Genomic DNA, 22,465 nt, shown 5'->3' with positions numbered 1-22,465 from the left:
CCATGCTGATTCCCGTGATTCTGTCCGGCGGTGCCGGCACCCGTTTGTGGCCGGTGTCCCGCGAGGGCCATCCGAAACCGTTCATGAATCTGCCCGACGGCCAATCGCTGCTGGGCAAGACCTACCAGAGAGCGGCAGCCTTGCTTAATGGCTGGGGCGACATTGTCACGGTGACCAACCGCGAGTACTACTTCCAGAGCAAGGATCACTATTGCGCCGCCCACGTGTCGCGCCATCGCGGGCACTTCCTGCTGGAGCCGACCGGGCGTAACACGGCGCCGGCCATCGCTGCGGCGGCGTTATCGCTGCAAGCACTGCATGGTGATGACGCGATCATGGTGGTGATGCCTGCCGACCATTTGATCGTCAACCAAGACGCGCTGAGAACGGCGGTCGAGCACGCGGTCAATCTGGCCAAAGACGGTTATCTGGTGACCTTCGGTGTGACGCCGACCGCCCCGGAAACCGGCTTCGGCTACATCGAGACCGGCGCCCCGCTGGACGCCAAGGGCGCGGCGAAAGTACAGCGTTTCGTCGAGAAACCCGACCTGCAAACCGCTACGCATTATCTGGAGAGCGGCAACTTCCTGTGGAATTCGGGAATGTTCTGCTTCACCACCGCCAGCGTGATTGCCGAACTGCAATTGCACGCGCCCGAACTGCTGGAACAGACCCGCGCCTGCATGGCCGCCAGTGCGCCGATCGAAACCGTCGGTTGCCTGCAACAGGAACTGTCGCCGGCGCTGTTCGCTGAAATCACCGACATCTCCATCGACTACGCGTTGATGGAGCGCTCGGAAAAAGTCGTCGTCGTGCCGGCCGGTTTCGACTGGAGCGACATTGGTTCCTGGGGCGCTGTCGCGGCACTGCTGCCGGCCGATGCCGACAACAACCGCGCCAGCGGCGAAGCGATCTTCATCGACAGCCACAACAACTTCGTCCAGAGCGAGGGTCGGCTCGTCGCGACAGTCGGTGTGGATAACCTGATCGTGGTCGACACCGCCGACGCGGTGCTGGTGGCCCATGCCGACCGTGCGCAGGACGTGCGCCGGGTGGCCAAGCAACTCAAGGACAAATCCCACGAGGCCTATCGGCTGCATCGTACCGTCAGCCGTCCGTGGGGCACTTACACTGTTCTCGAAGAAGGCCCGCGCTTCAAGATCAAGCGCATCGTGGTCAAGCCTGGCGGCAAGCTCTCGCTGCAAATGCACCATCACCGCAACGAACATTGGGTGGTGGTCGAAGGCATGGCCAAAGTCACCAACAATGGCAGCGGCACGACGCTGGTGGCAAAGAACGAGTCGACCTTCATCGCCGCCGGTCACAAGCATCGCCTGGAAAACCCCGGCGTGATCGATCTGGTGATCATCGAAGTGCAAAGCGGCGAATACCTGGGAGAGGACGACATCGTCCGCTTCGAAGACCAATACGGCAGGACGGATTAAATGCTGCTTTCCCTGTACCGCTCGCTGCATGACTACCGAGGTTTCATTCTCGGCAGCGTGCAGCGAGAGTTCCAAGCGCGTTACCGCAATTCGCTGCTCGGTGCTCTGTGGCCGATCTTCAATCCGCTGTCGATGATCATCGTTTACACGGTGATCTTTTCCCACATCATGCGCGCCCGCCTGCCCGGTGTGGATGACGGCATGGCCTACAGCATTTACCTGTGCGCCGGCCTGCTGGCGTGGGGGCTGTTTTCGGAAATCACCCTGCGCAGCCAGAACATGTTTCTGGACAACGCCAACCTGCTGAAAAAAATAAGTTTCCCCAGGGTCTGTCTGCCGGTGATCGTGCTGATCAATGCCGGGATCAATTTCGCCATCATCATCGGCTTGTTCCTCGGTTTTTTGCTCGTCACCGGACGCTGGCCGGGCATGGCCTTGCTGGCGCTGGTGCCATTGATTGCCCTGCAGATGATGCTCTGCGCCGGACTGGGCATGGTCCTGGGCGTGCTCAACGTATTCTTCCGTGATGTCGGCCAGCTCTTCGGTATCTGTCTGCAATTCTGGTTCTGGCTGACCCCGATCGTGTACCCCATCAGCATATTGCCGGAGTGGTTACAGAATCTGCTGCAATTCAACCCGCTGACCAGCCTGATCGCCAGCTACCAGAATGTATTCCTATACGGTCAATGGCCACTCTGGAGTTCGCTGCTGCCGGCTTTCGTCATCGGTGCAGTGTTCTGCGCAATCGGTCTTCGCCTGTTCCGCCAACGGGTCGGCGAAATGGTGGATGAGCTCTGATGGGACATATCCGTGTTACCGGGCTGGGCAAAGCCTATAAACAATACCCCAGCCGCTGGAGTCGCCTGGCCGAATGGCTGATTCCTTTTTCGCCGCTGCGTCACCGTCAGCATTGGGTACTCAAGGACCTGACTTTCGAGATCCCGGCCGGCGAGGCCGTGGGCCTCGTCGGGGTCAATGGCGCTGGCAAGAGTACGTTGCTGAAGATGATTACCGGCACCAGCCGACAGACCTGCGGCACCATTGAGTTGTCGGGTCGGGTCGCCGCACTGCTGGAACTGGGCATGGGTTTTCACCCGGACTTCACCGGCCGGCAGAACGCCGTGATGGCCGGGCAACTGCTCGGTATGCAGCTCGAAGAAATCAACGCCTTGATGCCACAGATCGAGAGCTTCGCTGAAATCGGCGAGGCCATTGATCATCCGGTGCGCACCTACTCCAGTGGCATGCAGATGCGTCTGGCGTTCAGCGTCGCCACCGCACGCCGCCCCGACATTCTGATCGTCGACGAAGCGCTGTCCGTGGGCGATGCCTACTTCCAGCATAAAAGCTTCGAGCGCATCCGCAGTTTTCGTACGGCCGGTACCACCCTGCTGATCGTGTCCCACGACCGCTCGGCGATTCAATCGATCTGCGATTCGGCGATCCTGCTCGATGGCGGCCGCATGGCCATGCACGACAGACCCGAAGCGGTGATGGATTACTACAACGCCTTGCTTGCTGAACGTGAGGGCCAGACCGTACGCCAGGAAATGCTCAGCGACGGCCAGGTGCAAACCGTGTCGGGCACCGGCGAGGCGGGCATTCTGCGCGTACGCCTGCTGGACCAATCCGAACGCTCGATCGAAGCCGCCGAAGTCGGCCAGTCCGTGGTTCTGGCCGTAGACGTCGAGATTCGTCAGGACATCGAACGGCTGGTGCTGGGGTTCATGATCAAGGATCGCCTCGGCCAGCCCATGTATGGCATCAACACCCATCGCCAGAACCAGGCACTGGAAAACCTGCGGGCCGGCGAGCGCATCAGCTATCGCTTTGCGTTTGTCATGGGTCTGGGCAAAGGCAACTATTCGGTGGCCCTGAGCCTGTCGAGGCTGGACTCGCACCTGGACCGAAACTACGAATGGCGTGATCTCGGTCTGGTGTTTCATGTCATCAACAATCGACGCGAAGATTTCGTCGGTTGCTCATGGCTCAACGCGCAGACCACGATCAGTCGTGATGTCGAAGCCAGCCGTGTGGAGCGCACACCATGACGCGCTTGCTGGTGGAGTGCACCCATGTGTTTAAACACCCGACGGTCAACTCGGGTATTCAGCGCGTGGTTCGCAATGTCATCAAGCAGCTGCCTGCCAGTGCTGAAGGCGCCGAATGCCTGCCGGTGGTGGTGCTCAATGGCGAACTCTATCGCGTGCTGCAATTGGCATCGCTCGACACGCCTTTTTTCAACAGGCTGGAAACCTTCGGTGGACGCCTCGAGCGCCTCGCCCATCGCTTCTGGCAATGGCATCAGAAGCGCGATGCACAATGCACCTCAAAACTGGCGCGACGGGTTTTGTATGTCGGTTATCGGCTGAGCATTTTCGCGGCGTTCGGCCTGCCGATCCGCCTGATTCGACGGATCAATCGCACGCAGTTGCTTAAACGTTGTTCACCCCTGCAACACCAGCCGGGCGATCAACTGGTGCTGCTGGATTCTTCCTGGCACTCGGATTTTTTCGCCCACGTCGAACGGTTCAAACAGGACGGCGTCGGCATGATTGCGGTGATCTACGACTTGATCCCGCTGACTCATCCACAGTTTTACGACACGCGTCTGGTCGAAGTTTTCAGCGAGTGGTTCGACTGGATCACCCGCACGGCCGATGGCTACATGGCGATTTCCGCCACAGTGCGCGATCAGGTGCGTGATGAGTTACAGCGGCGAATGGGGCGCGAGCAGACCGAGAAGCGCTGGTTCGATTTCTTTCACCTGGGTTCCGAACTCGATCTGCACAACAATCAGGCAACGGTCGAACCGCGCCTGAAGCGGTTATTCACGACAACAGATCCGGTCTACCTGATGGTCAGCACGATCGAGCCACGCAAGAATCACGCGTATCTGCTCGACGCCTTCGAACGCGCCTGGGCCGCAGGCTCAACGGCACGACTGTGCATCGCCGGGCGAATCGGCTGGAAGTGCGACGCCCTGCTCGAGCGGGTGCGTAATCATCCGCAACTGAACCAGCGTCTGTTCATGTTCAACGACCTCAGCGACACCAGCCTCGAACACGCCTACGCCCACGCCAGCGCGTTGGTGTTCCCTTCGTTCGTCGAAGGCTTTGGCTTGCCCCTTGTGGAAGCCATGCAGCGTGGCTTGCCGGCGATGGGCAGCGATATTGCGGTATTTCGGGAGATTGGCGGCGAGTTCATGGCGTACTTTGATCTGCAGGACCCGCAAAGCCTTGCCGACCTGATCGACCAATTCCAGCGCAACGGCCAGTTCCCTGCGGGCCGCGATGTCACGGACTGGCAGTGGATCAGCTGGCGTGAAGCCAGTCAGCAACTGGCCGAGCGCTGTGTGCGTAATGTTCTGCAAGCGCCAGCGGCGCCAGCGGCGCCAGCGGCGCCAGCGAGGCAGCATGCGCATAGCGCTTAACGCTCGCATTCTTCAGGCACCGCGCACCGGCATCGGCCATTACGTTGCCGAGCTGGTCAACGCCTTGCGCAACGAGCCCGACGTTGACGTGACATTGTTCCACGGCTGGGGCTGGAGTTCGGCACTGCCGGAGGCGGCCATGCCCGGTTACTCGCGCCTGACGCCGCTATTGCGGCAGATTCCCGGGGCCTATCAGGCGCGTCGCTGGCTGGAGCAGAAACGCTTCGATCAGGGCCGCGCGCAAGGCATCGACCTCTATCACGAACCGAGCCTGTGGCCGCTGGCCTTCGACGGCCCGACCGTGATCACCCTGCACGACCTGACCCACCTGCATTTCCCCGAGACTCAGCCACCGGCACGGCTCAAGGAAATCGAGCGTCGATTGACTGTCGGGGTGCAACAGGCGCAGGTGATTCTCACCGACTCGCAAGCGATTGCCGACGAAGCTCAAGCGTATTTCGGGCTGCCTGCCGAGCGCTTTGTGGTGGCCCCACTGGGCGTCGCCGCGCGCTTTCATCCGCGTGAGGCGAGCGCCATTGACGCAGTGCTCAAGGCGCACGCGGTCGAGGCGCGGGAGTATTTCCTGTGTGTGGGTACGCTGGAGCCGCGCAAGAATCTTGGCCTGGCCCTGCGCGCCCATGCCCTGCTGCCGGAAGCGCTGCGTCAGCGCTTTCCGCTGCTGATCGTCGGCATGGCCGGGTGGCAGCGCGAGCAGTTCAGTGAAGCGTTGCGTCAGGCACTGGCCAGCGGGCATGTGTGCCTGCTCGGTTATCTGCCCGACGAACAAGTGGCGCAACTGTTGGCCGGTGCCCGGGCGCTGATTTTTCCATCGTTGTATGAAGGTTTTGGTCTGCCGGTACTGGAGGCCATGGCCAGTGGTACCCCGGTGCTGCTCACGCGTTCTTCGGCGATGCCGGAAGTCGCCGGTGCAGCGGGCAACTATATTGAAGCTGACGATGCAGAAGGCCTGCGTGATGCGCTGAGCCGACTGATCGACGATCAAGCGCATTGGCAGGCATGCCAAGAAGCCGGGTTACAGCAGTCGCGGCTTTTTTCCTGGGAGCGTTGTGCACAGGCTACGGCCAGTGCCTACCGCCAGGCCATGGGAGGTTGAATGCGAGTTCTTCATTTTTTCAAGACGTACCTGCCTGACTCGGTCGGCGGCATTGAGCAAGTGATCTTCCAACTGTGCGAGAGCGGCGCCCAGCACGGCATCGACGGCCAGGTACTGACGCTCAGTGCTGATCCGACGCCGGCGGTGGTGAAATTGGGTCAGCACGAAGTGCACCGGGCCAGACTCGATGTTCAATTCGCCTCCACCGGTTTTTCCTGGAGCGTGTTCAAGCAGTTTCGCGAAATGGCGGCCGAGGCCGATGTAATCAACTACCACTTCCCGTGGCCGTTCATGGACCTGGTGCATTTCGCCAGCGCCAGGAACAAGCCCACTGTGGTGACCTACCACTCGGACATCATTCGCCAGAAGCACTTGCTGAAACTTTACCGGCCACTGATGAACCGCTTCCTCGCCAGCGCCGACCGCATCGTTGCCGCTTCGCCGAACTACCTGCACACCAGTGATGTGTTGCAGCAGTTTCAGGACAAGACCCGGGTGATTCCCTACGGTTTGAACAAGGCCGGTTATCCACAGCCCGATGCCGAACGGATGAATCGCTGGCGTCAGCAGCTTGGGGATAAGTTTTTTCTGTTTGTCGGCGTGATGCGTTACTACAAAGGCTTGCACATATTGCTGGAGGCCCTGAAAGACGTGGACTATCCCGTCGTCATCGTCGGTGCCGGGCCACTGGAACTGGAGCTGCACGCTCAAGCGCAAGCGCTGGGCCTGCGCAATATTCATTTCCTCGGACGCCTGGGTGACGAAGACAAAGTCGCACTGCTGCAACTGAGCTACGCCATTGTGTTCCCGTCGCACCTGCGCTCCGAAGCTTTCGGCATCTCCCTGCTGGAAGGTGCCATGTATGGCAAACCGATGATCTCCAGCGAGATCGGCACCGGCACCAGCTACATTAATATTCACAACGAAACCGGGCTGGTGGTCCCCCCCAGTCATCCACAGGCATTTCGCGAGGCGATGCGCACGCTGTGGGAAGACCCGGTGCGTGCCGCAGCGATGGGGGTGAAAGCTGAAGCGCGTTACCGGCAGTTATTCACAGCCGATGAAATGGGGCGCAAATGGACAGAGCTGTTTCAGGAATTACTCGAAGAGAAATCGCTGTCCTACGCCTGAACCCTGTTTTGGAACGCATACCCACTGTGGGAGCGAGCCTGCTCGCGAAAGCGGACTGTCAGCAACAATGATGTTGACTGATCCGACGCATTCGCGAGCAGGCTCGCTCCCACAGGGTATTTGTGGTGGGTTCGGAATTACAGATCCAGCACTAAAGGCTGCGTACTTTGTGCCGGAACGGCACAGCAGATCAGCACATGCCCCGCTTCCGGAATATCCGCCGGCGGCTGTGGATAATTCACCGCACCACTGACCAGCCGGGTCTTGCAGGTACCGCACGAGCCACCGCGGCAACTGAACTCCGGACGCAATCCGCGGCTTTCCGCCAGCTCCAGCAAACTGCCGCCATCAGGCTGCCAGCGCGCCTCTTTTGCCGAGCGCTCGAACACCACCGGCACCGAAGTGGTCGCTGCGGGCGGTTGCTCGATCACGATCGCGTCCGGATCGGCCTGACGTTTCAGGGTCGACGGGCCAAAGGTTTCCGCATGAATCTGCGCATCGCGCACATCCAGTTCGCGCAAAGTGTCGTAAAGCCCTTGGGTAAAACCACCGGGGCCGCAGAGCACAAAGTCGAGCTGATCAAAATCCTCGGCTTGCAGCAGGTTCCTCAGCACTATTCCGTCGATGCGCCCGCGCACATCGAAATCCTCGCCCTCTCGCAGATCCGCTTCCGGCTGGCTGAGCAGACGCAGGACTCGCACAGAGTCGCCCGCCGTTTCGAGCAGACGATCGAGCTCCTTGCGAAACGGTTGATCCGCCAGACTGCGCGAACTCTGCAACAACAGCGTCGGACGAATCCCCCGCGTGCGTAAGCCTTGGTAAACCACCTCGCGCAGCATCGACAGCAACGGCGTGATGCCGACCCCGGCGGCCAGCAGCACCAACGGTCGCTGTTCCAGCGGCGCCACGGTGAAATGCCCCTGCGGCGCCCGCGCCTCGAGCACATCGCCAACGCGGATCTGCTCATGCAGGTGCGACGAAATCAGCCCTTCGCGCTTGACGCTGATCCGGTAGAAACCATCCGATGGCGCACTCGAAAGACTGTAGGTGCGGATATGCACCTCGCCATCGATCGTGAAACGCAGCGGCAAATGCTGACCCGCGAGAAACACCGGCAAACCAGCGCCATCGGTTGGCTCCAGATAGATTGAACGGATGCTGCGACTTTCTGCTTCGATCTTCGCTACGCGCAACGGCCGCCATTGGTTGCCCAGCGCCTGCGCCTGCAAACGCGCATCCGCCTCCGCCCAATTGCCGGTCAACAGACTGGTCGGCGACATGCCGTCGAAGCGCCAGCGCAACGCCAGGGCTGCGGGGCGTCGCACCAGCTTCTCCACTTCAAATGTCCACAACCGCTCCGCACCTTGAAACGCCTCGATCTGCGGGTCATCGAGAAGGATCTCGGTACGCCCGCTGAGTTGCAGCAGATCGCCTGTGGAAAAGTCGATGAACAGCAAGCCAGCCTTGGGATTCAGCAACAAATTGCCGAGGGTGTTGAAATGCAGATTGCCGGCGAAGTCGGGAATGGTCAGACGATTGCCTTCCACCCGCACGAAACCGGCCTGGCCGCCCCGGTGGGAAACATCCACCGCGCGATCGCCCTCGACATCCACATAACTGGCGACGAAGAACGTATCGGCGCCTGTGATCAGCGCGGTGGCCGCGTCATCGAGACCGTGCAGATGTTCGGCCGGGCGGGTCTGTGGATCCGTCAGGGGCACCCGCTGAAACTGGCGCAGTTGAATGTATTGCGGGCAATTGCCGAAGGCCTGATCCACGCTCACGTCAAAACCATGAGCGCTCAGATTGCCGACATGACCGTTCAGGCGATTGCGCCGGCGGGTGTGCAACTCGATACCGAGCAAACCGATCGGCTCGCCGTTACCCAGTTGCGCCGGGTCATCGACAGCAGGCTGGCTGGCGAAATGCAGATGCTCAGGATCGGGCGAATGGGCAAACCCCGGCGCGCCTTCGAGCACACTGGCCCACGGGCGCCCATCTGCATCGACTGCGCCGTACAGCATGAAGGGTAATTGCTGATAGAACTCACGGTGCTGATCCGGCATCCAGGTGCGAATCACCTTACGCCCGAAGGCTTCCATGCGTTCGGCAACCCCGACTTTCGCTTGCAACTGTTGCTCGCCAGCGTGCCACGGTGAACGTTCCATCACGACCTCTCCCCTGCACCGTCGGCACAGTGTGGATTGCGAAAATCAGGCGGTGGTTTGCAGACCGGCGACGGTGCGCGGCATGCCGACGAAACCAGGCAATGCTTCAACCCGGGCCAGCCAGGCGCGGACGTTGCCGTAGTCATCCAGCGACACGTTGCCTTCCGGCGCGTGGGCGATGTAACTGTAGGCCGAAACGTCGGCAATGGTCGGTTCGTCGCCGGCCAGATACGGCGTTTTGCCCAACTCGATGTCCATCACCTTGAGCAGGTTGTGCGCACGGGTAATCGCTTCTTCTGCATTCAGTTGGGCACCAAACACCGTGACCAATCGCGCAGCGGCGGGGCCGAAAGCAATCGGTCCGGCGGCAGCCGACAACCAGCGCTGCACACGTGCCGCACCGACCGGATCCGTTGGCAGCCAACGACCGTGGCCGTATTTCTGCGCGAGATAAACCAGAATTGCGTTGGAGTCGGCGAGCACCACACCCTCGTCATCGATGGCCGGCACCTGGCCAAAACTATTGATAGCAAGGTACGCCGGCTGCTTGTGCTCACCTTTGGCCAGATCGACGAAGATCAGCTCGGTCGGCAATTGCAGCAGGGACAACATCAGCTCGACACGGTGGGCGTGGCCGGAACGTGGAAAGTTGTAGAGTTTGATCGCTTGCATGGTCGACTCCGCTGAACAGGGGCGCCGCTGCGGGGATGAGAGCGCCGATGGAGGCCATCTTGCGCTGATCGCGAAAACAACAGAATCACCAACAAACGCAATCAATTATTTCATTGGCTGCAATAAATCCGAATTTTTCAATGCAGGATGCTCGCGCAACGCTTCTGCCGTGAAATCGACAAAACTGCGGATCCGCGCTGGCGCCTTGCGCCCACCCTGATACACCACGTGGATCGGCAATGGCGCCAGCTCAAATTCGGCGAGGACGATTTCCAGCTCACCGGTGGCGATTTTGCTGGCGACTTGATAGGACAACACTCGGGTCAAGCCCAGCCCCATACAGGCTGCGGTAATCGCTGCCTGATTGGCGGTCACAATCAGACGCGGCTCAGGACGCACGCTAAGCGGTTCGCCCGCGTCGAGAAACGGCCAACTGCGCTGCTGACCGATCGCTGAAGTCGCCACCACCGGCGCGCCCGCCAACGCGTGGGGATGAGCCGGTCGGCCATATTTGGCAAAGTAGTCCGGCGAGCCGCAAATGACCCTACGCACCTCACCTACCCGAACCGCGTGCTGATTGCTGTCCGGCAGATCGCCGATGCGCACCGCCACATCGATGCCTTCCTCGACCATGTTGACGATCCGATCAACCAACACAGCGTTGATCGTGACATCCGGGTACTGCGCGAGATAACGCGCCATCACCGGCGTCACAAACAAATCACCGAACAACACCGGCGCCGTCACCGTCAGCTGCCCACGCGGCTCGGCATGACTGCCCGCCGCCGAATCCTCGGCTTCCTGCACCTCGGCGAGAATCCTCCGACAATCTTCCAGGTAACGCTGCCCCGCTTCGCTCAAATGCACACTGCGCGTGGTGCGGATCAGCAACTGCGTACCGATGCGCTGCTCCAGCGCCGCCACGGCGCGCGTGACGCTGGCGGCTGACAAACCCAGACGCCGCGCCGCCGCTGAGAAGCCTTGCTCCTGGGCGACAGTGGTGAAGATGTGCATTTCCTGGAAGCGGTCCATGGTGCCTCTCGAGTCAGATACAAAAATCGCAGCCGAAGCTGCGATTTTTTTGTGCGTAGGTCAGCTGTGGATAACTTATTCCACCGTCACCGACTTCGCCAGGTTACGCGGCTGATCGACGTCCGTGCCCTTGAGCACCGCAACGTAGTACGACAGCAACTGCAGCGGAACCGTATAGAGGATCGGCGAGAGGATGTCGTGGATATGTGGCATCTGCACCACGTGGGTGCCTTCGCCGTTGGTCATCCCGGCTTTTTCGTCGGCGAATACGATCAGTTCACCGCCACGGGCGCGGACTTCCTGCAGGTTGGACTTGAGCTTTTCCAGCAGTTCGTTGTTCGGCGCCACGGTGACCACCGGCATGTCGTTATCCACAAGTGCCAGCGGGCCGTGTTTCAGTTCGCCGGCCGGATAGGCTTCGGCGTGGATGTAAGAGATTTCCTTGAGTTTCAGGGCGCCTTCCATCGCCACCGGGAATTGCGCGCCACGACCGAGGAACAGGGTGTGGTTCTTTTCGGCGAACAGCTCGGCGATTTTTTCTACAGTGCTGTCCATGGCCAGCGCTTCGCCGAGGCGGGTTGGCAGGCGACGCAGTTCTTCGACCAGACGTGCTTCGACACCGTCAGCCAGAGTGCCGCGCACTTGGCCCAGCGACAGGGTCAGCAGCAATAGGCCGACCAATTGCGTGGTGAACGCTTTGGTTGAGGCGACGCCAATCTCGCGGCCGGCCTGGGTCAGCAGGGTCAGGTCGGATTCGCGCACCAGCGAGCTGATGCCCACGTTGCAAATGGCCAGGCTGGCCAAGAAGCCCAGCTCTTTGGCGTTGCGCAGGGCTGCGAGGGTGTCGGCGGTTTCGCCGGACTGCGAGATAGTCACGAACAATGTGTCCGGCTGCACCACCACTTTGCGATAGCGGAATTCGCTGGCGACTTCGACCTGGCACGGAATGCCGGCCAGCTCTTCAAGCCAGTAACGCGCGACCATACCGGCGTGATAACTGGTGCCGCAGGCGACGATTTGTACATTGCGGACTTTGGCGAACAGCTCGGCTGCTTGTGGGCCGAATGCTTGCACCAGAACCTGATCATTGCTCAGGCGACCTTCAAGGGTGCGCTGAACTACGGCTGGTTGCTCGTGGATTTCCTTGAGCATGTAGTGACGATATTCACCCTTGTCGGCGGCTTCGGCACCGTCGCTGTACTGCACAGTCTGGCGCTCGACGGCATTGCCGTTGACGTCCCAGATCTGCACGTTATCGCGGCGAATTTCGGCGATATCGCCTTCTTCCAGGTACATGAAGCGGTCGGTGACCTGACGCAGGGCCAACTGGTCAGAGGCGAGGAAGTTCTCGCCCAGACCCAGACCGATCACCAACGGGCTGCCACTGCGCGCGGCGACCAGACGATCCGGTTGTTTGGCATTGATCACTGCCAGACCATAAGCACCGTGCAGTTCCTTGACCGTCGCTTTAAGTGCAACGCTCAGGTCTGGTTGGTCCTTGAGTTTGTGGCTGAGCAGATGGGCGATGACTTCGGTGTCGGTGTCCGAAGTAAAAACGTAACCCAGCGCTTTCAGTTGTTCACGCAGGGCTTCGTGGTTTTCGATGATGCCGTTGTGCACCACCGCGATGTCGCCGGAGAAATGCGGGTGGGCGTTGCGTTCGCACGGCGCGCCGTGAGTCGCCCAACGGGTGTGGGCAATACCGAGCCGACCCACCAGCGGGTGTTCGGCCAGCGCCGCTTCGAGCTCGCTGACTTTACCCGGGCGACGCATGCGCTCGAGGGTTTCGTCGTTGGTGAAGACCGCGACACCGGCGCTGTCGTAGCCGCGGTATTCAAGGCGCTTGAGGCCTTCGAGCAGGATGGCGGTGATATTACGTTCAGCAACTGCGCCGACAATTCCACACATGCTTATTTCTCCTGACTGACAGCCGCGCAAATCACGGTGATACCGCGGGCCTGTATCTGATCGCGCGCTTCGATAGGCAGGCGATCATCGGTAATTAGGGTATGGACGCTGCTCCACGGCAGTTCCAGATTGGGGATCTTGCGGCCGATCTTGTCGGCCTCGACCATGACGATGACTTCCCGCGCCACTTCAGCCATGACCCGGCTCAAACCGAGCAGCTCATTGAAGGTGGTGGTACCACGCACCAGATCAATGCCATCGGCGCCAATGAACAACTGGTCGAAGTCGTAAGAGCGTAGTACCTGCTCGGCGACCTGGCCTTGAAAGGATTCCGAATGAGGATCCCAGGTGCCGCCGGTCATCAACAGCACCGGCTCGTGTTCGAGTTCGCTCAAGGCATTGGCGACGTGCAGGGAGTTGGTCATCACCACCAGACCGGGCTGTTGGCCAAGTTCAGGAATCATCGCGGCGGTGGTGCTGCCACTGTCGATAATGATGCGCGCGTGCTCGCGGATGCGTTTTACCGCCGCGCGAGCGATTGCCTGTTTGTATTTGGAAACGCTCTGCGCGGTTTCCGCGACCAGTTCCTGCGGCATGGTTATCGCCCCGCCGTAACGGCGCAGCAAGAGGCCATGACTTTCAAGCGCAGCCAGATCCTTGCGAATCGTAACTTCGGAGGTTTCGAAGCGCTTGGCCAGTTCATCCACACTGACTTCGCCCTGCTCGTTGAGCAAGGCGAGGATGTTGTGGCGGCGTTGCGGCGTGTTGCGTTTCGACATGGTGGCTTAAGTTTCGTTTCGAAAGATAACGGAAGCAATCAAAACCTATTGGCCATAAATCGTCAAGCCGTCGCCCAAAAAAAATCGCAACCCTCAACAGTCCCGTAGGAGCTGCCGAAGGCTGCGATTTTTTGATCTTCAAAAAGCCGCTGTGGATAACTCAGCTCTTCTTGATCTTCTCCGGCCGCTTCCAGCCATCGATATTTTTCTGCCGTGCACGACCGACGGCCAACTGCGCGTTATCCACATTCTGCGTGATAGTCGAACCAGCCGCGGTGGTCGCACCGTCGGAGATATCCACAGGCGCCACCAACGAATTATTAGAGCCGATGAACACATCTGCACCCAACACGGTTTTCCACTTGTTGGCGCCATCGTAGTTGCAGGTGATGGTGCCGGCGCCGATGTTAGTGCGCGCACCGATTTCGGCATCGCCCAAATACGTGAGGTGACCGGCCTTGGCGCCTTCGCCCATGCGGGCATTTTTCAGTTCAACAAAGTTACCCACATGCGCGCGCGCTTCAAGCACGGTGCCTGGACGCAGACGCGCGAACGGGCCGGCATCACTGCCCTCGCCCAGAACGGCACCTTCGATATGACTGTTGGCTTTGATGACAACACCTTTGCGCAGGGTGCTGTCCTTGATCACGCAGTTCGGGCCGATCACCACGTCGTCTTCGATAACAACGCTGCCTTCGAGGATCACGTTGATGTCGATCAGAACGTCGCGACCAACGGTCACTTCACCACGCACATCGAAACGCGCCGGATCACGCAGGGTCACACCTTGCGCCATCAAACGACGACCGGCGCGCAACTGGTAATGACGCTCCAGCTCGGAGAGCTGCTTGCGGTCATTGGCGCCCTGCACTTCCATCGGGTCGTGCGGTTGTTCGGTGGCGACAACCAGACCATCACTGACTGCCATCTCGATAACGTCAGTCAGGTAATACTCGCCTTGGGCATTGTTGTTCGACAGGCGACTCATCCAGTCGGCCAGGCGATTGGCTGGCACAGCGAGGATACCGGTGTTGCCTTCAGTGATCGCGCGTTGCGCTTCGCTGGCATCTTTATGCTCAACGATGGCAGCGACCTTGCCGTCAGCATCACGCACGATACGGCCGTAACCGGTCGGGTCGTCCAGTTCAACCGTTAGCAAACCCATCTGCCCCGGAACTACGTGTTTGAGCAGACGCTGCAGGGTTTCGACTTCGATCAGCGGCACGTCACCGTAGAGGATCAGCACGGTGTCGGCAGTAATGAACGGCACCGCTTGCGCAGTGGCGTGGCCGGTGCCCAGTTGCTTGTCTTGCAGGACGAAATTCAGATCATCAGCGGCCAGACGTTCACGCACCGCTTCGGCGCCATGGCCGATCACCACATGAATACGTTGTGGCTCAAGTTGCCGGGCGCTGTGGATAACATGGCCCAACATGGAGTTGCCGGCAATCGGATGCAGTACTTTCGGCAGCGCCGAACGCATACGAGTGCCTTGACCGGCCGCGAGGATAACGATTTCAAGAGACATGACTGGCTACCAATCCTGGGTGGTCAGCAACTGCGACCGGGTTTCGGGAATTCGGAAAAGAAAAAAGGGTAGCCGAGGCTACCCTTTTTTATCAATCGCACAACAAGCGGCTGACGGATTAACCGCCAAACTTCTTGCGGATCTGCTGGACGGTGCGCAGCTGTGCTGCAGCCTCGGCCAGACGTGCGGACGCAGCTCCGTAGTCGAAATCTGCGCTCTTCTCGTGCAGAGCAGCTTCGGCAGCCTTGAGAGCTGCCTGGGCTTGAGCTTCATCCAGGTCGGCGGCGCGTTGCACGGTATCGGCAAGCACCTTGACCATGTTCGGCTGAACCTCGAGGAAACCACCGGAGATGTAGAACACCTCGGCTTCCCCGCCTTGCTTGATCAGGCGGATCGGACCTGGCTTCAGATTAGTGATCAGCGGCGCGTGACCCAGAGCGATACCAAGATCACCCAGTGCACCGTGCGCAATCACCATCTCGACCAGGCCGGAAAAGATTTCCCCTTCCGCGCTGACGATATCGCAATGGACTGTCATAGCCATCTGATTGCCTCAACCTAAATGAGCGCCCGTTGCCGGGCGCCGGGATTACAGTTTCTTGGCTTTCTCGATCGCTTCTTCGATGCCGCCAACCATGTAGAACGCTTGTTCTGGCAGGTGGTCGTAGTCACCGTTGAGGATGCCTTTGAAGCCAGCAATGGTGTCTTTCAGGGAAACGTATTTACCCGAAGCACCGGTGAAGACTTCAGCCACGAAGAACGGCTGCGACAAGAAGCGCTGGATCTTACGAGCACGGTTTACCAACTGCTTGTCGGCTTCCGACAGCTCGTCCATACCCAGGATCGCGATGATGTCCTTCAGCTCTTTGTAACGTTGCAGAACGTACTGAACGCCGCGAGCGGTGTCGTAGTGGTCCTGGCCGATTACGTTCGGGTCCAGCTGGCGCGAAGTCGAATCCAGTGGATCTACCGCTGGGTAGATACCCAGGGAAGCGATGTCACGGGACAGAACGACGGTGGCGTCCAAGTGGGCGAAGGTGGTCGCTGGCGACGGGTCGGTCAAGTCGTCCGCAGGTACGTATACCGCTTGGATCGAGGTGATCGAACCTTCCTTGGTCGAAGTGATACGTTCTTGCAGAACGCCCATCTCTTCAGCCAGGGTCGGCTGGTAACCTACTGCCGAAGGCATACGGCCCAGCAGTGCGGATACTTCAGTACCGGCCAGGGTGTAACGATAGATGTTGTCGACGAACAGCAGAACGTCGTTACCTTCGTCACGGAACTTCTCGGCCATGGTCAGGCCGGTCAGTGCTACGCGCAGACGGTTACCCGGCGGCTCGTTCATCTGACCGTAAACCAGTGCCACTTTGTCCAGAACGTTGGAGTCCTTCATCTCGTGGTAGAAGTCGTTACCCTCACGAGTACGCTCACCCACACCGGCGAACACGGAATAACCGCTGTGCTCGATGGCGATGTTACGGATCAGTTCCATCATGTTTACGGTTTTGCCTACACCGGCACCACCGAACAGACCGACTTTACCGCCTTTGGCAAACGGGCAAACCAGGTCGATAACCTTGATGCCGGTTTCCAGCAGGTCGTTGCCGCCTGCCTGTTCAGCGAACGAAGGTGCTGGACGGTGAATGCCCCAGCGCTCTTCGGTGTCGATCGGGCCAGCTTCGTCGATCGGGTTACCGAGGACGTCCATGATCCGGCCCAGGGTCGCTTTACCGACCGGTACGGAGATGGCTGCGCCAGAGTCGGTAACTTCCAGACCGCGCTTCAAGCCCTCGGTGGAACCCATCGCAATGGTGCGAACCACGCCGTCGCCCAGCTGTTGCTGAACTTCCAGGGTGGTTTCAGCCGCGCTCACTACTTTCAGCGCGTTGTAGATGCTCGGTACGCTGTCGCGTGGAAATTCCACGTCGATAACGGCGCCGATGATTTGAACGATACGTCCGCTACTCATAGCTGGATCCTCTGAATATTTGAACCGTTAAACCGCGGCAGCGCCGCCGACGATTTCCGAGATCTCTTGGGTGATCGCAGCCTGACGCGCCTTGTTGTAGATCAGCTGCAAATCGCTGATCAAATCACCGGCGTTGTCGGTAGCGTTCTTCATCGCGATCATCCGCGCAGCTTGTTCAGCCGCGTTGTTCTCGACCACCGCCTGGTAGACCTGCGACTCAACGTAGCGGACCATCAAGCCGTCAAGCAGCTCTTTGGCATCCGGTTCGTAGAGGTAGTCCCAGTGGTGCTTGAGATCCTGATCCGGGGTCGCCACCAGTGGAATCAACTGCTCCACGGTAGGCTGCTGCGTCATGGTGTTGATGAACTTGTTGGACACCACGGACAGGCGGTCAATACGGCCGTCCAGGTAGGCATCCAGCATCACCTTGACGCTGCCGATCAAGTCATTGATCGACGGCTCTTCACCCAGGTGGCTGATAGCTGCAACGACGTTACCGCCGAAGTTGCGGAAAAAGGCCGCACCCTTGCTACCAACGACACACAGATCAATCTCGACGCCGTTTTCGCGGTTTACCGCCATGTCCTTGACCAGGGCCTTGAACAGGTTGGTATTCAAGCCGCCGCACAGACCACGGTCACTGCTCACCACAACATAACCAACGCGCTTGATTTCGCGGTCGATCATGAACGGGTGGCGGTATTCCGGGTTGGCGTTGGCCAGATGCCCAATAACCTGGCGGATACGCTCCGCATAAGGACGGCTAGCAGCCATGCGCATTTGTGCCTTGCGCATTTTGCTGACCGCCACTTTTTCCATGGCGCTGGTAATCTTTTGCGTGCTTTTGATGCTCGCAATCTTACTGCGAATCTCTTTTGCGCCTGCCATGTAACACCTATCAGGTTAGCAAGCGGGAGCCTCGCGGCTCCCGCTGCGGCTTACCAGGTTTGGGTGGCCTTGAACTTCTCGATACCGGCTTTCATGCCAGCGTCGATTTCGTCATTGAAGTCACCTTTAACGTTGATCTTGGCCATCAAATCGGCGTGATCGCGGTTGAAGAAAGCAATCAGCGCTTGTTCGAAGCTGCCGATCTTGGCGATTTCAATGTCAGTCAGGAACCCACGCTCAGCGGCATACAGCGACAGCGCCATGTCAGCGATCGACATTGGTGCGTATTGCTTCTGCTTCATCAGCTCGGTAACGCGCTGACCATGCTCAAGTTGCTTACGGGTCGCTTCGTCCAGGTCAGAAGCGAACTGGGCGAATGCCGCCAGTTCACGGTACTGAGCCAGAGCGGTACGGATACCACCGGAGAGCTTCTTGATGATCTTGGTCTGAGCGGCACCACCCACACGGGATACCGAAACACCGGCGTTCACAGCAGGACGGATGCCCGAGTTGAACATGGCCGATTCCAGGAAGATCTGACCGTCGGTGATGGAAATCACGTTGGTCGGAACGAACGCGGAAACGTCGCCAGCCTGGGTTTCGATGATCGGCAGTGCGGTCAGGGAACCGGTTTTGCCGGTCACTGCGCCGTTGGTGAACTTCTCTACGTATTCTTCCGAAACGCGGGATGCGCGCTCCAGCAGACGGGAGTGGAGATAGAACACGTCGCCTGGGTAAGCTTCACGGCCTGGTGGACGGCGCAGCAGCAGGGAAATCTGGCGGTAAGCCACTGCTTGCTTGGACAGATCGTCATAAACGATCAGCGCGTCTTCACCGCGGTCGCGGAAGAATTCACCCATGGTGCAACCGGAGTACGGTGCCAGGAATTGCAGCGCAGGAGATTCCGAAGCACTGGCAGCCACGATGATCGTGTTGGCCAGGGCGCCGTTTTCTTCCAGCTTGCGAACCACGTTGGCGATGGTCGATTGCTTCTGACCGATGGCTACGTAGACGCAGAAAATGCCGCTGTCTTTCTGGTTGATGATCGCGTCGATCGCCAGAGCGGTTTTACCGATCTGACGGTCACCGATGATCAGCTCACGCTGGCCACGGCCGACAGGGATCATGGCATCGACAGCCTTGTAGCCAGTCTGTACAGGCTGGTCTACCGACTTACGCCAGATCACGCCCGGTGCAACTTTCTCGACCGCGTCGGTCTCGGTGTTGCCCAGTGGACCTTTGCCGTCAACAGGGTTACCCAGTGCGTCGACTACGCGACCCAGCAGTTCCTTACCAACAGGAACTTCGAGGATGCGGCCGGTGCACTTGGCGCTCATGCCTTCAGCCAGAGACTGGTAAGCGCCCAGTACAACGGCACCTACGGAGTCTTGCTCCAGGTTGAGGGCCATACCGTAGACGCCGCCCGGAAACTCGATCATCTCGCCGTACATAACGTCGGCCAGACCGTGAATCCGCACGATGCCGTCAGATACGCTGACGACAGTGCCTTCGTTACGGGCTTGGGAGGTCACATCGAGCTTGTCGATGCGGCCCTTGATAATTTCACTTATTTCGGAAGGATTGAGTTGCTGCATTGCTCTGCTGCCCCTTCAAACTCAAGATTTCAATGCTTCGGCAAGTTTCGCGATTTTGCCGCGAATCGAGCCATCGATAACCAGGTCGCCGGCGCGGATCACGACACCACCAATCAAGGCAGCGTCCTCCGCAACTTGCAGGCGCACTTCCCGGTTGAGTCGTGCACTGAGAACCTTGGCGAGTTTGTCTTGCTGTTCTTGGTTCAATGCAAAAGCACTGGTCACTTCAACGTCTACCGACTTCTCTTGTTCGGCCTTGTACAGGTCGAAAAGAGCGGCAATCTCCGGCAGAAGCGGGAGACGGTCGTTTTCGGCAACGACATTGATGAAGTTCTGTGCCTTGGCATCAAACTTGTCGCCGCACACGTCAATAAACGTGGCGGCCTTTTCTGCGCTCGTCAGTCGCGGGGCCTTGAGCACGCGCTGCATGGTGTCGTCTTGCGACACCGCTGCAGCCAGGCCGAGCATGGCTGACCAATTGGCCAGTTGCTGGTGGGCCTGAGCGTGCTCGAAGGCCGCCTTAGCGTAAGGTCGGGCCAACGTGGTCAGTTCTGCCATGATCGCCCTCGCTTAGATTTCAGCAGCCAGTTGGTTAACCAGCTCTGCGTGCGCGTTTTGATCGATTGTGGCACCCAGGATCTTCTCGGCGCCGCCGACAGCCAGCAAACCCACTTGGGCGCGCAGCTTGTCTTTGACACTGTTCAGTTCCTGTTCGATCTCGGCTTGAGCCTGAACCTTCACACGGTCAGCGTCGACACGGGCCTTTTCAACGGCCTCTTCGACAATCTGGTTACCGCGTTTCTTGGCTTGCTCGATGATTTCAGCTGCCTGAGCTTTCGCTTCGCGCAGTTGCTGACCCGCTTTCTCTTGGGCCAACTCCAGGTCGCGAGCTGCACGGCTGGCAGCGTCCAGACCATCAGCGATCTTCTTTTGACGTTCGTGCAGAGCAGCGATGACCGGAGGCCATACATACTTCATGCAGAACAGTACAAAAATCAGGAACGCAACGGACTGGCCAATCAGGGTCGCATTAATGTTCACGCCAACACCTCGCAGTTACGTTGTCCATCACATCAAATTACTCGGAAGAATCCGGGTAATTAGCCAGCGATCTGACCAACGAACGGGTTCGCAAAGGTGAAGAACAGAGCGATACCAACACCGATCATGGTTACGGCGTCGAGCAGACCGGCAACGATGAACATTTTAACTTGCAGCATTGGAACCATTTCTGGCTGACGCGCTGCGCCTTCCAGGAACTTGCCGCCCAGCAGGCCGAAACCAATTGCGGTACCCAGTGCGCCCAGGCCGATCAACAGTGCAACAGCGATAGCGGTTAGACCAACTACAGTTTCCATCTTTCCTCCCGACTTTTACGTCGTATGGTTTAGGTTTTTTAGATTAAAGCGGTAAAACAAATCGTTTCAGGTGCCCTGTGAAGAGCCCCTTCCCGTTTGACCGGGAAGGACATCAGACTAGTCGAGACTGGTCTTAATGGTTTTCTTCGTGCGCCATCGACAAGTAGACGATGGTCAGCATCATGAAGATGAACGCCTGCAGCGTGATGATCAGGATGTGGAACACAGCCCACGCCCACTGCAGAACAACGCCCAGGCCGCTCAGCCAGAGCAGACCGCTGCCGAACATCACAGCGATCAGAATGAACACCAGCTCGCCGGCATACATGTTGCCGAACAGTCGCAGAGCCAGAGAGATCGGTTTGGCGATCAGGGTCACGAATTCCAGCAGGAAGTTCACCGGGATCAGCAGGGCTTGAACGAAGATGTTCTTGCTGCCGAACGGGTGCAGGGTCAGTTCGCCGATGAAGCCGCCGAAGCCCTTGACCTTGATGCTATAGAAAATGATCAGTGCGAAAACCGAGAACGCCATGCCCAGGGTCGCGTTCGGGTCGGTAGTCGACACGGCGCGGAACGGGATGTGGTGGTCACCGGAGATCAGGATGGCCAGTTGAGGAATCCAGTCGACCGGTACCAGGTCGACGGCGTTCATCAGGAACACCCAGACGAAGATGGTCAGTGCCAGCGGTGCAATCACCGGGCTACGGCCATGGAAGCTGTCTTTCACGCTGCCATCGACGAATTCGACCAATACTTCAACGAAGTTCTGCAAAGCACCCGGCTGACCCGAAGTCGCTTTCTTTGCCGCCATGCGGAAAAGAAGAACGAAGATCAGACCCAACGCGACCGACCAGCCGAGAGTATCGACGTGGAAAGCCCAGAAGCCCATTTCTTTGGCTTCTGCTGCGGTATGGGCAAAGCCCCAGCCGCCGTTAGGTAGCTGACCGAAGGTCAGGTTCTGCAAGTGGTGCTGGATATAGCCCGAAGCGGTTGTTTCTGCCATGGTTGCCTCAAACGCCCTAAGGTCTCGAAAGTCTTGTTCTCATCAGCAGGGGAGCGAACCAGCTGACCGACTGAGTCAGCACGAACGCGCCGAATACAGCTATCGGCGCCAGTGGCTTCACACCTGCAAACACCAGTGCAAAGAGCACTGCCGTCAAAATCAGTTTGCCTGCCTCGCCGGCATAAAATGACCGGACGATGGACTGGGCTGCTCGGGCGCCGGAAAACCGAAATGCCTTGTGAGCAAAATAAACATTGGGCAGCAAGGCTATCAGGCCTCCGCAAAGTCCCGAGTATCCGGCAACGACTCCGTGCCATTGCCAGAGCGCCAAAGCGGCAATGAGCAAAATGACAAATTGAGCCATTAACACCGGAAAAACCGCCAGGCGATGGAACGGCAGGCGGTTTGGCTTGCGGGTTTCCATCACGTTTGCTCTCCAATG

The 22,465-nt window shown here is 59.0% G+C and carries 21 protein-coding genes; 6 read left to right on the top strand and 15 right to left on the bottom strand.

Going from position 1 to position 22,465, the window contains the following annotated elements; translation table 11 throughout:
- Positions 1-2: 2 nt before the first annotated feature.
- Genes M5G26_RS15885 through M5G26_RS15860 form a run of 6 tightly spaced genes read left to right on the top strand, consistent with a single transcriptional unit; the run spans position 3 to position 7,123 of the window.
- A complete protein-coding gene (locus M5G26_RS15885; RefSeq protein ID WP_273915908.1) occupies positions 3-1,445 on the top strand; it encodes a mannose-1-phosphate guanylyltransferase/mannose-6-phosphate isomerase in 1,443 nt (480 codons plus the stop codon).
- The gene (locus tag M5G26_RS15880) at positions 1,446-2,243 is read left to right on the top strand and encodes an ABC transporter permease (RefSeq protein WP_150694335.1); all 798 of its coding nucleotides are present in this window, start codon (positions 1,446-1,448) and stop codon (positions 2,241-2,243) included. It begins immediately after the preceding gene.
- The gene (locus tag M5G26_RS15875; protein ID WP_273915907.1) at positions 2,243-3,496 is read left to right on the top strand and encodes an ABC transporter ATP-binding protein; all 1,254 of its coding nucleotides are present in this window, start codon (positions 2,243-2,245) and stop codon (positions 3,494-3,496) included. The genes M5G26_RS15880 and M5G26_RS15875 overlap by 1 nt, the downstream gene beginning before the upstream one ends.
- Positions 3,493-4,878 (top strand): glycosyltransferase family 4 protein, encoded by a 1,386-nt coding sequence (locus M5G26_RS15870; protein WP_273915906.1) that lies wholly within the window; start codon positions 3,493-3,495, stop codon positions 4,876-4,878. The genes M5G26_RS15875 and M5G26_RS15870 overlap by 4 nt, the downstream gene beginning before the upstream one ends.
- Positions 4,862-5,992, top strand: a complete 1,131-nt coding sequence (locus M5G26_RS15865; RefSeq protein ID WP_273915905.1) for a glycosyltransferase family 4 protein — start codon at positions 4,862-4,864, stop codon at positions 5,990-5,992. The genes M5G26_RS15870 and M5G26_RS15865 overlap by 17 nt, the downstream gene beginning before the upstream one ends.
- Positions 5,993-7,123, top strand: coding sequence for a glycosyltransferase family 4 protein (locus tag M5G26_RS15860; protein ID WP_273915904.1), 1,131 nt, complete (start codon positions 5,993-5,995; stop codon positions 7,121-7,123). It begins immediately after the preceding gene.
- Positions 7,124-7,260: 137 nt separating this feature from the next.
- Here M5G26_RS15860 and M5G26_RS15855 read toward each other — a convergent pair whose 3' ends face one another.
- The 15 genes from M5G26_RS15855 to M5G26_RS15785 all read right to left on the bottom strand — a co-directional run bounded on the left by M5G26_RS15855 (position 7,261) and on the right by M5G26_RS15785 (position 22,447).
- On the bottom strand, positions 7,261-9,291 hold the full coding sequence (locus M5G26_RS15855; protein WP_273915903.1) for a pyridoxamine 5'-phosphate oxidase family protein: 2,031 nt from the start codon (positions 9,289-9,291) through the stop codon (positions 7,261-7,263).
- A 45-nt stretch (positions 9,292-9,336) separates the two neighbouring features.
- Positions 9,337-9,963: a glutathione S-transferase family protein gene (locus M5G26_RS15850; protein WP_273915902.1), complete on the bottom strand. Its 627-nt coding sequence runs from the start codon at positions 9,961-9,963 to the stop codon at positions 9,337-9,339.
- 105 nt (positions 9,964-10,068) lie between these two features.
- Positions 10,069-10,995, bottom strand: coding sequence for a LysR family transcriptional regulator (locus tag M5G26_RS15845; protein WP_273915901.1), 927 nt, complete (start codon positions 10,993-10,995; stop codon positions 10,069-10,071).
- A 75-nt stretch (positions 10,996-11,070) separates the two neighbouring features.
- The gene (glmS, locus tag M5G26_RS15840) at positions 11,071-12,903 is read right to left on the bottom strand and encodes a glutamine--fructose-6-phosphate transaminase (isomerizing) (RefSeq protein ID WP_134176496.1); all 1,833 of its coding nucleotides are present in this window, start codon (positions 12,901-12,903) and stop codon (positions 11,071-11,073) included.
- 2 nt (positions 12,904-12,905) lie between these two features.
- Complete coding sequence (locus M5G26_RS15835) at positions 12,906-13,682, bottom strand: DeoR/GlpR family DNA-binding transcription regulator (RefSeq protein ID WP_007911964.1); 777 nt, start codon at positions 13,680-13,682, stop codon at positions 12,906-12,908.
- 160 nt (positions 13,683-13,842) lie between these two features.
- Positions 13,843-15,210: a bifunctional UDP-N-acetylglucosamine diphosphorylase/glucosamine-1-phosphate N-acetyltransferase GlmU gene (gene glmU, locus M5G26_RS15830; protein ID WP_273915900.1), complete on the bottom strand. Its 1,368-nt coding sequence runs from the start codon at positions 15,208-15,210 to the stop codon at positions 13,843-13,845.
- Positions 15,211-15,328: 118 nt separating this feature from the next.
- Positions 15,329-15,754 (bottom strand): F0F1 ATP synthase subunit epsilon, encoded by a 426-nt coding sequence (locus tag M5G26_RS15825; protein ID WP_007954164.1) that lies wholly within the window; start codon positions 15,752-15,754, stop codon positions 15,329-15,331.
- 45 nt (positions 15,755-15,799) lie between these two features.
- Positions 15,800-17,179 carry a F0F1 ATP synthase subunit beta gene (gene atpD / locus M5G26_RS15820; protein WP_007911961.1) on the bottom strand — a complete coding sequence of 460 codons (1,380 nt, stop codon included), beginning with the start codon at positions 17,177-17,179 and terminating at the stop codon, positions 15,800-15,802.
- A 27-nt stretch (positions 17,180-17,206) separates the two neighbouring features.
- Positions 17,207-18,067: a F0F1 ATP synthase subunit gamma gene (gene atpG / locus M5G26_RS15815; RefSeq protein WP_007911960.1), complete on the bottom strand. Its 861-nt coding sequence runs from the start codon at positions 18,065-18,067 to the stop codon at positions 17,207-17,209.
- Between the two features lie 50 nt (positions 18,068-18,117).
- The gene (atpA, locus tag M5G26_RS15810) at positions 18,118-19,662 is read right to left on the bottom strand and encodes a F0F1 ATP synthase subunit alpha (protein WP_016984064.1); all 1,545 of its coding nucleotides are present in this window, start codon (positions 19,660-19,662) and stop codon (positions 18,118-18,120) included.
- 21 nt (positions 19,663-19,683) lie between these two features.
- Positions 19,684-20,220 (bottom strand): F0F1 ATP synthase subunit delta, encoded by a 537-nt coding sequence (locus M5G26_RS15805; protein WP_007911956.1) that lies wholly within the window; start codon positions 20,218-20,220, stop codon positions 19,684-19,686.
- A gap of 12 nt (positions 20,221-20,232) precedes the next feature.
- Positions 20,233-20,703: a F0F1 ATP synthase subunit B gene (locus M5G26_RS15800; RefSeq protein WP_003229781.1), complete on the bottom strand. Its 471-nt coding sequence runs from the start codon at positions 20,701-20,703 to the stop codon at positions 20,233-20,235.
- Positions 20,704-20,762: 59 nt separating this feature from the next.
- Positions 20,763-21,020, bottom strand: coding sequence for a F0F1 ATP synthase subunit C (gene atpE / locus M5G26_RS15795; protein ID WP_003097235.1), 258 nt, complete (start codon positions 21,018-21,020; stop codon positions 20,763-20,765).
- Positions 21,021-21,153: 133 nt separating this feature from the next.
- Positions 21,154-22,023, bottom strand: coding sequence for a F0F1 ATP synthase subunit A (gene atpB / locus M5G26_RS15790; RefSeq protein ID WP_007911917.1), 870 nt, complete (start codon positions 22,021-22,023; stop codon positions 21,154-21,156).
- Between the two features lie 16 nt (positions 22,024-22,039).
- Positions 22,040-22,447, bottom strand: a complete 408-nt coding sequence (locus tag M5G26_RS15785; protein WP_003229783.1) for a F0F1 ATP synthase subunit I — start codon at positions 22,445-22,447, stop codon at positions 22,040-22,042.
- Positions 22,448-22,465 lie beyond the last annotated feature (18 nt).

It is taken from the genome of Pseudomonas sp. TNT2022 ID642, assembly GCF_028656995.1.
Lineage (GTDB): Bacteria > Pseudomonadota > Gammaproteobacteria > Pseudomonadales > Pseudomonadaceae > Aquipseudomonas.
The sequence above is the reverse complement of the archived record's forward strand: the minus strand, read 5'-3'. Positions and strand labels throughout refer to the sequence as shown.